This window comes from Thermus sp. (genome assembly GCF_056332225.1).
On the sequence record NZ_JBWGQW010000052.1, the window covers coordinates 1 to 9,953 of the forward strand.

The following is a 9,953-nucleotide window of genomic DNA, read 5'->3' on the forward strand; positions in this document are numbered from 1 at the left end:
TTGGCGAAGAGCTCCAGCGTGGCCCGGCCGAGGCCGTGGGCCGCCCCCGTGATGAGCACCGCCTTGTCCTTGAGCCGCATGCCCCACCTCCAGACGACCAACCGGTCGGTAAGCCCACCCTACTCCCGGCCGCGGGGCCCCGTCAAGGGCCAGGCGTAATAGGGGGTCTCCACGAACTCGGGGGGGCCTCCCAGGTAGACCCGAAGCCCGGGCAGGACCAGGGTCTCCCCCTCCCACTCAAAGGCCAGGGGGTCCACCTCCAGGGGGTAGTGGAGGACGGCCTCCCTGGGAAGGCCGAGCCTGAGCCACTCGGGCGGGGATACCCGCCCCACCAGGAGGTAGCGGGCCCGCCGCGGCCCCCCCTCGGTGTAGAGAAAGACCTCCTCCCCCAGGTCCAGGAGGAAGGCGCGCCGCCGCACGAAGAGCCTGGCCCTACGGGTCCAGGTAGACATGGGGCCTCTCCCCCAGGCGGGCGACCCGGACCCCCGCCCCGTAGAGCCGGGCGAGGAGGGGCTCCTGGAACACCGCCTCGGGCCTCCCCTCCGCCACCACCCTTCCTCCCTCGAGGACCGCCACCCGGTGGGCGAGGGCCGCCTGGTTGGGGTCGTGGAGGACGGAGAGCACCCCAAGCCCCATCCCCGCCAGGCGCCTGAGGAGGGCCACCACCCCCCCCTGGTGCTCCAGGTCCAAGAAGGTGGTGGGCTCGTCCAACAGGAGGTACCTGGGCCTTCCCGCCAGGGCCCGGGCCAGGAGGACCCTTTGCCTTTCCCCGCCCGAGAGGGTGCCGAGGAGCCTTCCCCGGAAGCGGGAGGCCCCGGTGACCTCGAGGGCCCATTCCACCGCCTCCCGGTCCTCCCTCCCCTCCCTTCCCCAAAGCCCCAGGTGGGGAAGCCTCCCTAGGCGCACCACCTCCTCCACGAGAAGCCCCTCGGGGTAGGGGCCGTTTTGGGGGAGGTAGCCGAGGAGGCGGCCCCGCTCGTAGCTCCCGTAGGCCTTAAGGGGCCTTCCCTCCAGGAGCACCTCCCCCCGCCTGGGCCTAAGGAGCCCCGCCATCACCTTGAGGAGCGTGGTCTTCCCCGAGCCGTTCGGCCCGAGGAGGGCGAGCCACTCCCCCGGGCGCAAAAGGAGGTCCACCCCCTTCAGGGCGAAGGGCCCCACGATTCCCCTGGCCTCAAGCCCGCCCACGGCGCCTCCACATGAGGTAGAGGAAGAAGGGCCCCCCGAGAAGGGTGGTGACCACCCCCACGGGAAGCTCGGCGGGCCGGGCCAGGGTGCGGGCGAGGAGGTCGGCCAAGGCGAGAAGCGCCCCGCCCCCTAGGGCGCTCGCGGGCAGGAGAAGGCGGTAGTCCTCCCCCAGGAGACGGCGGAGGAGGTGGGGGGTCACCAGACCCACGAAGCCGATGATCCCCGCCTGGGCCACGGCCGCGGCGGTGAGGAGGCTCGCCGCCCCCAAAAGGAGGAGCTTGAGGGCCTCGAGGGGAAGCCCCAGGCTCTTCGCCGTCTCCTCCCCGAGCCCCAGGGCGTTCAGCACCCGGCCCAGGAAGAGGAGGGGGGGGAAGGCCAGGGCGAAGAAGAGGGCGAGGACCCGCACCCCCTCCCACCCGGCGAAGGCCAGGTTGCCCAGGGTGTAGGCAAACACCGCCCGCACCCGGTCGGCGTCCTGCATCATCAGGTAGGTGGTGGCCCCGGTGAGGACGCTCCCCGCCACCACCCCGGCGAGGACGAGCTCCCCGGTGCGGGCCACCCCCCCCGCCAGGACCAGGGTGAGGAGGGTGGCCAGGAGGGCCCCCAGGAAGCCGTAGAGGGTGGCGGAGAGGGGCAGGTGCTGGAAGACGGCGTGCTGGGCGAACGCCGGGGAAAGCCCCCCGAGAAGCGCGGCGAAGAGGGTCACGGCGAAGGCCGCCCCCGAGGCCGCCCCCATGAGGTAGGGGTCGGCCAGGGGGTTGCGGAAGAGCCCCTGGAAGGCCGCCCCCGAGACCCCCAAGGCCGCCCCCACCAGGACCCCGGCCAGGACCCGGGGGAGCCTGAGCTCGGTGACGATGGGGTTCTCCGCCTGCCCGAGGAGGGCCCTAACCACCTCCGCCGGGGAGAGGGGAACGGCCCCCAGGCCCACCCCCAGGACCAGGGCCAGGAGGAGCAGGGCAAGGAGCCAGGCGAAGACCAGGCCCCGCCTGAAGGCCAGGGGAAGGCTTAGGGTCATGGCCTGCCGTGGAAGCAGTCCACGAGGAGCCTCAGGCCCTGGGCCACCCGGGGGCCGGGGCGGGAGAGGAGATTATCCTCGCCTCCGGTGTAGACGCAGATCCGGCCCGCGCGCACCGCCTGGATCCGGTCCCAGCCGGGGCGCTTGCGGAGGGTCTCCAGGGCGTTCGGGTAGGTGGCCACGATGACCTCGGGGTTTTTCTCCACCACGAACTCGGGGCTGATCTTGGGGAAGAGGCCGAGCTCCTTGGGTACGATGTTCACCCCCCGGGCCTTGCTTATGAGGACGCCGATGAAGCTTTCCGGGCCCACGGTGTAGGGGGTGGGGTCAATCTCGTAGTAGACCCGGGGACGGGCCTTGGCCTTCGCGGCCCGGGCCTCCTCCTGGTAGACCTCCTTCTGGATCTGGGCCACGAGCCGCTCCGCCTCGGCGGGAAGGCCGAGGAGCCGCCCCAGGGTGCGCACCGTCTTGAAGATGTCCTCGTAGGTCTCGGTCCTCACGGCGTAGACGGTAAGCCCCGCCCGCTCCAAGGTCTCGTAGAGCCTCCCGTACTTGGAGACCAGGACCAGGTCGGGCTTGAGGGAAACGATGAGCTCGGGGTTGGGGTTATAGAGGCCGCCCGCCTTGGGGAGCCTCTTGACGCTTTCCGGCCAGTCGGAGTAGTCGTCCGTGGCCACGATGCGGTCGCAGGCCCCAAGGGCGCAGACCGTCTCCGTGACCGAGGGGAGCATGGTGACGATGCGCTTGGGCGGGGCCTTAACCGTGACCGTGCGCCCCAGGTCATCGGTTAAGGTGAGGGGAAAGGCCAAAGCCAGAGCCAAAAGAACCGAGAGCGCCGCCAGAATCCTCTTCATGCCTACCTCCCTAAGGCCGCTAGGGCCAGGCCCGGGGGAGGTAGGGAAAAGCCCCTGCCGGGAGGCAGGGGCCAAAGGCCAAAAGGCGTTTGTCCCCCACTTCTCCCCCATCCGCGTGAGGTGCCCGCCCAGGGGAGGGACGGGCGGCCCTGGCAGGCATTCGGGCTTCCGGCCTGCGACGAAGGGCCTGACGCTTGGCCGGTTACCGTTGCGGGACAGCGCCGGACTTGCACCGGACTTCCCCACTTTAAGCCTGGACTACGCGCCCAGGCACCAGGGCAACGGGACCTGGCTTTTCGGCCCTAGCGGGCCTTAGCCCTAAGGCTAAGGCCAAAGGGCGGAAAGGGCAAGGGGTGAACCCGGACAACCACAAGCCTTCCCGCGCTCCTTGACCCCAACCCCTGGGGTGCGAAAAAAGAGGCCGTGCCATGCGGCAAGACCGGGAGCACCCTCGGAACATGGGCTTCGGCCGACCCACCGCTTGGACGCCGAAACCCGCAAGGCGGCCCCCGCAGAGGCGCAAGGCATGACCCGTTGGGTCCAGGGAGTTACAACGCCGCCTTACCGGGCTCGGGGAAGGTGAGGATGGTGGAGGCGGAGCGGAAGGGGTGGGCGGCCCTGCCCACCCTTTTGGCGCACGTCCTGCTGGGGGGGTACTTCCTCAGGGACCTCCCGGCGGGATCGGTGAAGGGCTGAGGGCAGGCCCCTCCGGGAAAGGCCCAAGGTAAGCCCGCACCGCCGCCAGGTCAAAGAGGGCGTGGCCCACGCTCTTGAAGAGGACGAACCGCCCCTCGCTCCGCCTCCCCAAAAGCGCCTCCCTCAGGGAAACCACGGGCCTTTCCACCCCCTGAAGCTCCCCGGCCTCCAAGAGGGCGTCCTCGGTGTCGCAGTAAAGCGCGGCCTCCCGCACCAGGGCCTCGGGCACCTCCCGCATCTCCGGGCGGAAGGACCCCACCGCCGCGAGGAACACCCCCTCGGGCACCCGCTCGGGGAGGACCGGGGTGGGGCTTGGGGTGGCGGTGACCACGAAGGCCACGTCCTCAGGGACCTCCTCCCCCCGCCATTCCTCGGCGGGAAGCCCTAGGGCCCGGGCCTTCGCCAAAAAGGCCTCTACCCGCTCCCTTCCCCTCCCCCGCACCAGGACCCGGGTGAGGGGAAAGCCCTCGCGGAAGGCCTCGAGGTGGGCCTCCCCCACCGCCCCGGGCCCCACCACCAAAAGGGCCCCCTCCCGCCTTAGGGCGAGGGTTTCCGCCGCCAGGAGGGAAAGGGCGGCGGTGCGCCTCCGGGTGAGCTCCTCCCCGGGGAGGTGGAAGACCTTCCCGTCGGAAAGCCGCCTGGCCCAGACCTCGGCCTGCACCGCCGGGGCCTTTTGGGGCTCCACCGTCACCAGCTTGCACAGGACCACCTCCTGGTCGGCGGCGGGCATCACCAAAAAGCTCCCCCCGGGGATGGGGAGGACCTGCCGCCTGGGGGCCACCGCTCCCCGGAGGAGGACCTCCCGGATGGCCCCCGCCAGTTCCCGATAGCTGGGCATACCCCTAGAATGCCCCACATGGAAGCCCTCCTCAACACCGTGGTCCCCGTGGCCCTGGTGGTGGCCTCGGGCTACCTTCTGGGAAGACGCCTTCCCATGGACCTCACCACCCTAAGCCGCCTCACCCTCTACCTCCTGGTGCCCGCCCTCATCCTGGACAGCATGTACCGGGCGGAGTTCACCCGGGAGGGGCTTTGGGGGCTCGTCCTGGGCTTCGCCCTCACCTACGGGGCCCTCTACCTCCTCATCGGGGCCACGGGCAGGCTCCTCGGCCTCTCCCGGGAAGCCGCCAAGGGGCTTCTCGTCTGCGGCCTCTTCCCCAACTCCGGAAACATGGGGCTCTCCCTCACCCTCTTCGCCCTGGGGGAGGAGGGCCTGCGGCGGGCCGTGGTCTACTTCGTCCTCTCCAGCGTGGTGATGTTCGGCCTGGGCCCGGCCTTCATCCGGGGAGGAGGGCTGAAGGAAGGCTTTCTCTTCACCCTGCGCCTCCCCCTCTTCTACGCCCTCTTCCTGGGCCTCCTCTTGAGAGCCCTGGACCTCACCCTTCCCTTCCGCCTGGACGAGGGGGTCAGGCTCATGGGCCAGGCGGCCATCCCCGTCCTCCTCCTCACCCTGGGGATGCAGATGGCCAAGACCCCTTTCCGGGTCGGGGCCTTTGAGGGCGTGGCCAGCGCCCTGAGGCTCCTTTTCGCCCCCCTCGTGGCCTACGGGGTGGGGGCCCTCCTCGGCCTCCCCCGGCTTGAGCACCAGGTCCTGGTCCTCCAGTCCGCCACCCCCGTGGCGGTGAACGCCTTCCTCCTCACCAAGGAGTTCGGCGGGGACGCCCTTAGGGTCGCCCGGAGCGTGGTGGTCTCCACCTTCCTCGCCTTCCTAACGGTTCCCCTGGTCCTTTACCTCCTCGGGGTCCGGTAGCCTCGGGGTCCCCAGGTCCAGCTGGAAGAGGGGCTCTCCCTCCCAAAGCCCCACCAGGCGGTGGTACCCCTCCCCCAGGGGAAAGCGGGCCTCGTAGGTCCCAGGGCCCTCCAGGAAGAGAGCCCTTTCCTTGAGGAGGGTCTCCCCCCGGAACCAGCGGAGGAGGAGGTAGCCGGGCCGGGGAAGCCTCTCCACCCGGAGGGCGAGCCTCGCCTCTCCCCCTTCCGGGAAGAGGCGGGCCACGGCGAAGGGCCTCTCCGAAAGGGGAGGCACCCCCGGGTCCAGGGGCAAAAAGGTGTAGCGGCAGGCGGCGAGGAGGGGAAGAAGCAGTAAAAGAATCCAAGCCGAGGCAAAAGGGCGCTCTAGGCGCGCTTTCCCGGGGCCAGCACGGGGCGGCCTCACCTTCCCTCCCCAGCGGTAGAGAGGGCGAGGAGGGCGATGGCGGCGGTCTCCGCCCGGAGGATGCGCCTTCCCAGGGTCACCGGGAGGAAGCCCCGCTCCTGGAGAAGGGCCACCTCCTCCTCGGCGAACCCCCCCTCGGGGCCCACGGCGAGGGCGAGGGGCTTTTCTGGGTCCAGGACCTCCCGCACCCTCACCCTCGCCCCCACGTGGGCCAAGAGGCCCTGGTCCACCCGGGGCACCTCCCCAAGGGGGATGGGGGGGAGGACCTCGGGGACCCAAAGCCTCCCCGACTGCTTGGCCGCCTCCTTGGCGATGGCCCGAAGGCGGTGGAGCTTCCCCTCCCCCATCTCCTTCGGGACGGAGTGCCGGGTGACGAGGGGCTGGATGCGGGTAGCCCCGAGCTCCGTGGCGGCCCGCACCACCTCGGAAAGCTTGTCCCCCTTGAGGAGGGCCACGTAGAGGACCACCTCCACCCCCACCTCGCGCTCTGGCCTCCTCTCCTCCAGGAGGCGGTAGCGCACCGGGGGGCCCAGGTCCACCACCTCGGCCAAAGCCTCCCGCTCGGCGTCAAACACGGTGAAGCGGTCCCCCACCCGGGCCCTCAGGACCTCCACCAGGTGGCGGCCCTCCTCCGGGGGAAGGACCCCGGTTAGGCCAGGGCTGTAGGCGCGGTGGGGGCGCACGCTACCTCCGGTAGGCGAGGAGGACCCACTCCCCCTCTCCTTCCTCCTCCAGGGGCAGGAAGCCCGCCCCCTCCAGGGCCTCCCGCACCGAGGGGGCCTTCTCCCGGAGGATCCCGGTGAGGAGGAGCCTACCCCCTGGGGCGAGGGCCTCCCGGTAGCGGGGGGCAAAGGCGGCGTGGAGCTCGGCGAAGAGGTTGGCCACCACCAGGGAGAAGGGCCCCAGAGGAAGGGCCTCTTCCAGGCTCCCGAGGAGGAAGCGGGGGGACACCCCGTTCCTCTTGGCGTTGGCCTCCGCCTGGGGAAGCACGGCGGGGTCTATGTCCGCGCCCAGGGCCTCTCCCCCAAGCTTCTCCGCGGCGATGGCCAGGATTCCGCTTCCCGTGCCCAGGTCCAAGACCTTTTCCCCGGGGCGGAGGTGGCGGGCGAGGGCCATGAGGGCGAGGCGGGTGGTCTCGTGGTGCCCGGTGCCGAAGGCCATGCCGGGCTCTATGACCAAGGGGACCTCCGGGCCCTCCCAGGCGTGCCAGGGGGCGAGGACCACAAAGGGCGGGGCCAGGGCGGGCTTTAGGTCCCGCCGCCAGGCCGAAAGCCAGTCCTCGTCGGGAAGCTCCTCCCACTCCCCCCCGAAGGGAAGCTCCAGGGGGGCTTGGAAGTAGGCCAGGACCTCCCCTTCCCGCTCCTCTAGCCCCCGCGCCCCGCGGTCAAAGAGCTCGGGGAGGATGGGGTCCAGCTCCCAAGGGGTGCCCTTCAGGCGGTAGACCCACACCCCGCTATTCTACCCGGTAGCGGCAACAGCTTCCCCCGCTGGCGATGCGCTCCTCCCGCACCAAAGGCAGGCCCAGAAGCTCCTGGTAGGCGAGAAGCTCGCTTTCGCAGAGGGCCTCGTGGTCCCGGGAGAGGGCGAGCTTGGGGCAGCGCCTCTGGCAAAGGTAAAGGCGCCCTCCCTCCTCCACCACCTCCGCCTCGTAGCCCTGCTCCTTAAGGAAGGCCGCCAAGCGCGCAAGGCGCTCCCGCAAGGGAAGGCCCTCCCGGGCCAGGGGAGCGAGAAGGGCCCGGTGCCTTTGGAGGAGGAGCGCCACCACCCTCTCCTTCCCCAAGGCCTCCTCGAGGCCCCGGAGCACGTCCCCGCATAAGGCGGCGTAGGAGCTCTCCCCGTCCTGGGCCCGGTAAAGCCGGTAGGGCCTTCCCCGCCCCGGGCACTTCCGCACCTCCGAGCGCACCAGGCCGCGGGCCTCGAGGTCCTGGAGGTGCTTCTGGACCGCGGCCCGGCTCACCCCCAAGGCGGCGGCCACCTCCTTGGCGGTGAGGGGCTTGGCCCGGAGGAGGTCCAGAACCTTTTCCTTGGTGCCTTCCAGAAGAAGGGCCATGCCTAGGCCATGGGCAAGGGCAAAAAGGCCTGCACGCTTAAGGCCGCGGCGAGCTCCCGGGCCGCCTTCAGGAAGGCCTGGGCCTCGAGGCCCTCGGGGTCGGCCACCAGGATGGGCACGCCCCGGTCGCCGCTTTCCCTGAGGGGAAGGGTGAGGGGAACTTCCCCGAGGAAGCGGGTCTTGAGCCTCTCCGCAAGCCGCCTGCCGCCCCCCTCCCCGAAGATGGGGGTGGGCCTGCCGCAGTGGGGGCAGAGGAAGGCGCTCATGTTCTCCAAAACGCCCAAGAGGGGCACCTGGACCTTCTTGAACATGTCCGCGGCCCGCTCGGCGTCAATAAGGGCCACCTCCTGGGGGGTGGTGACGATGACCCCGCCCGAGACCCGGGTGAGCTGGGCGAGGCTTAGCTGCACGTCCCCCGTGCCTGGGGGCAGGTCCACCACCAGGTAGTCCAGCTCCCCCCAGGCCACCTCCTCCAGAAACTGCCGGATGGTGCCGTGGAGGATGGGCCCCCGCCAGACCATGGCCTGCCCCGGGGGGACGATGTTGGCCAGGGAGAGGACCCGGATCCCGTGGCGCTCCAGGGGAAGGATCCTGCGGTTTCCGTCCACCTTGAGCTTTTCCCCCTCGAGGCCGAACATCTTCGCCTGGCTGGGCCCGTAGAGGTCGGCGTCCAGAAGCCCCACCTTGGCCCCCTCCCGGCTCAAGGCCAGGGCCAGGTTGGCGGCCACGGTGCTCTTCCCCACCCCGCCCTTGCCCGAGCCCACGGCCACCACGTGCTTGACCCCGGGGATGGGGTACTGCTCGGGAGGCCTCACGCCTCCCCCGAAGCGCACCCGCACCTCCTCCGCCCCCAAGGGGGCGAGGGCCCGCCTTATGTCCGCCTCTATCTGGCCCTTCAGGGGGCAGGCCGGGGTGGTGAGGTTCACCAGGAGGTCCACCCGGCCCCCCTCCACCCGGACCTCGCCCACCATGCCCAAGGAGACGAGGTCCTTGCCGAGCTCGGGGTCCATCACGGTGCGCAGGGCCTCGAGGACCCGCTCTTCGGATAGCGCCATACCGGGACTAGAGTATACCCGAGGATAGTTTTGGGCAAGGGGCAAAGGTACAGTATACTCGCCCGTGTACCCCGAGTGGCAGAAGAAGCGCTTTTACGAGCTCCACCTGGCCTGGCTGGTGCAGGGCCCCAGGGGCTACGAGCTCCTCTTCAAGGTGAACCCCTACAGCCTCTACGCCACCAGGGAAGAGGCCCTGGAGGCCGCCAAGGCCCTCCTTCAGGGCGACCTGGACCAAGACCCAAAGGTGGGCCCTCACAAGGCCCCCGTGCGCCTAAGCGGGGAGGACCGGACCCGCTTCCTGGTCCTCCTGGAAAGCGGCAGGGCCCTCCTCCCCCTGGACCGCTACGCCCTTTTGGGGGAGGTGGCGGAGGTGGAGGAGCGCCTCCTCCACCGGGCGCCCTTTGGCGACCAAAGGAACGTCCTAAATAGCCTCCGGGGCCTCCCGGTGCGCCTCCTCTACACCCCCTTGAACGACCCCGAGGGGGAAAGCCAAGAGGTGGCCCAGGGGGTCCTGGAGGTCCTGCCCGAGGGGGTCCGGGTGGGCGGGGTCCTCCTCCCCATTCCCCAGGGGACCCCCATAGAAGGCCTGGCCTACGAGGAGGCCTTCTTCCACCTGGGGGAGGGGCGGTACTACCTCTACGCCCTCTCCAGCTCTACCCCCTCGTAAAGGGCGGCCAGGTCCAAGGGAGCGTCCACGCAGGGCAGGAGCAGTCGGCCCTCGGTGCGGACCTCCTGGGCCACATCCTCCCCTACCTTGCGACCCGTAAGGCTTACGGGCAACGCCCGGGCCGCCTCGCCCATGGCTCCATCCTAGCGCCTACGGGTAAAGTAGAGGGTAGCATGGACCTACCCAAGGCCTACGACCCCAAGTCCGTGGAGCCCAAGTGGGCGGAGAAGTGGGCGAAGAACCCCTTCGTGGCGGACCCCAGAAGCGGCAAGCCCCCCT

At 70.4% G+C, this 9,953-nt stretch carries 13 protein-coding genes, 1 pseudogene and 1 riboswitch; of the genes and pseudogenes, 2 read left to right on the plus strand and 12 right to left on the minus strand.

The features are described from left to right. From AC01Y6_RS08500 to AC01Y6_RS08525, 6 genes and pseudogenes are all read right to left on the minus strand, one after another. A pseudogene (locus tag AC01Y6_RS08500) lies at window positions 1-80 on the minus strand (3-oxoacyl-ACP reductase); the annotation flags it as partial. Window positions 81-119: 39 nt separating this feature from the next. Beyond that, window positions 120-452 carry a hypothetical protein gene (locus AC01Y6_RS08505; protein WP_347240217.1) on the minus strand — a complete coding sequence of 111 codons (333 nt, stop codon included), beginning with the start codon at window positions 450-452 and terminating at the stop codon, window positions 120-122. Continuing rightward, the gene (locus AC01Y6_RS08510) at window positions 433-1,185 is read right to left on the minus strand and encodes an ABC transporter ATP-binding protein (protein ID WP_476671115.1); all 753 of its coding nucleotides are present in this window, start codon (window positions 1,183-1,185) and stop codon (window positions 433-435) included. The genes AC01Y6_RS08505 and AC01Y6_RS08510 overlap by 20 nt, the downstream gene beginning before the upstream one ends. After that, window positions 1,172-2,200, minus strand: coding sequence for a FecCD family ABC transporter permease (locus AC01Y6_RS08515; protein WP_347240215.1), 1,029 nt, complete (start codon window positions 2,198-2,200; stop codon window positions 1,172-1,174). Before AC01Y6_RS08515 ends, AC01Y6_RS08510 begins: the two co-directional genes overlap by 14 nt. Then, complete coding sequence (locus AC01Y6_RS08520) at window positions 2,197-3,054, minus strand: ABC transporter substrate-binding protein (protein WP_428720922.1); 858 nt, start codon at window positions 3,052-3,054, stop codon at window positions 2,197-2,199. The genes AC01Y6_RS08515 and AC01Y6_RS08520 overlap by 4 nt, the downstream gene beginning before the upstream one ends. A gap of 134 nt (window positions 3,055-3,188) precedes the next feature. Then, a riboswitch (cobalamin riboswitch) is annotated at window positions 3,189-3,347 on the minus strand. A gap of 368 nt (window positions 3,348-3,715) precedes the next feature. Next, window positions 3,716-4,588 (minus strand): Rossmann-fold NAD(P)-binding domain-containing protein, encoded by an 873-nt coding sequence (locus AC01Y6_RS08525; protein WP_476671116.1) that lies wholly within the window; start codon window positions 4,586-4,588, stop codon window positions 3,716-3,718. Window positions 4,589-4,597: 9 nt separating this feature from the next. Between AC01Y6_RS08525 and AC01Y6_RS08530 the strand changes: the two genes are divergently transcribed. Further along, window positions 4,598-5,500, plus strand: a complete 903-nt coding sequence (locus AC01Y6_RS08530) for an AEC family transporter (RefSeq protein WP_428720132.1) — start codon at window positions 4,598-4,600, stop codon at window positions 5,498-5,500. Here AC01Y6_RS08530 and AC01Y6_RS08535 read toward each other — a convergent pair. Genes AC01Y6_RS08535 through AC01Y6_RS08555 form a run of 5 tightly spaced genes read right to left on the minus strand, consistent with a single transcriptional unit; the run spans window position 5,459 to window position 9,007 of the window. Beyond that, window positions 5,459-5,839, minus strand: coding sequence for a hypothetical protein (locus AC01Y6_RS08535; RefSeq protein ID WP_476671120.1), 381 nt, complete (start codon window positions 5,837-5,839; stop codon window positions 5,459-5,461). The genes AC01Y6_RS08530 and AC01Y6_RS08535 overlap by 42 nt on opposite strands. 59 nt (window positions 5,840-5,898) lie before the next feature. After that, window positions 5,899-6,585, minus strand: a complete 687-nt coding sequence (locus AC01Y6_RS08540; protein ID WP_476671118.1) for a 16S rRNA (uracil(1498)-N(3))-methyltransferase — start codon at window positions 6,583-6,585, stop codon at window positions 5,899-5,901. 1 nt (window position 6,586) lies between these two features. Further along, entirely contained in the window at window positions 6,587-7,351 is a 765-nt protein-coding gene (locus tag AC01Y6_RS08545) for a 50S ribosomal protein L11 methyltransferase (protein WP_428720129.1), read from the minus strand. A gap of 4 nt (window positions 7,352-7,355) precedes the next feature. Beyond that, window positions 7,356-7,952, minus strand: a complete 597-nt coding sequence (locus tag AC01Y6_RS08550; protein WP_428720128.1) for a helix-turn-helix transcriptional regulator — start codon at window positions 7,950-7,952, stop codon at window positions 7,356-7,358. Window positions 7,953-7,954: 2 nt separating this feature from the next. Next, a complete protein-coding gene (locus AC01Y6_RS08555; RefSeq protein WP_428720127.1) occupies window positions 7,955-9,007 on the minus strand; it encodes an Mrp/NBP35 family ATP-binding protein in 1,053 nt (350 codons plus the stop codon). 64 nt (window positions 9,008-9,071) lie between these two features. Between AC01Y6_RS08555 and AC01Y6_RS08560 the strand changes: the two genes are divergently transcribed. Continuing rightward, complete coding sequence (locus AC01Y6_RS08560; RefSeq protein WP_347240126.1) at window positions 9,072-9,674, plus strand: hypothetical protein; 603 nt, start codon at window positions 9,072-9,074, stop codon at window positions 9,672-9,674. Here the strand turns inward: AC01Y6_RS08560 and AC01Y6_RS08565 are convergent. Next, window positions 9,644-9,808 (minus strand): hypothetical protein, encoded by a 165-nt coding sequence (locus AC01Y6_RS08565; protein ID WP_428715453.1) that lies wholly within the window; start codon window positions 9,806-9,808, stop codon window positions 9,644-9,646. The two genes, AC01Y6_RS08560 and AC01Y6_RS08565, sit on opposite strands and share 31 nt — an antisense overlap. Between the last annotated feature and the right edge of the window lie 145 nt (window positions 9,809-9,953).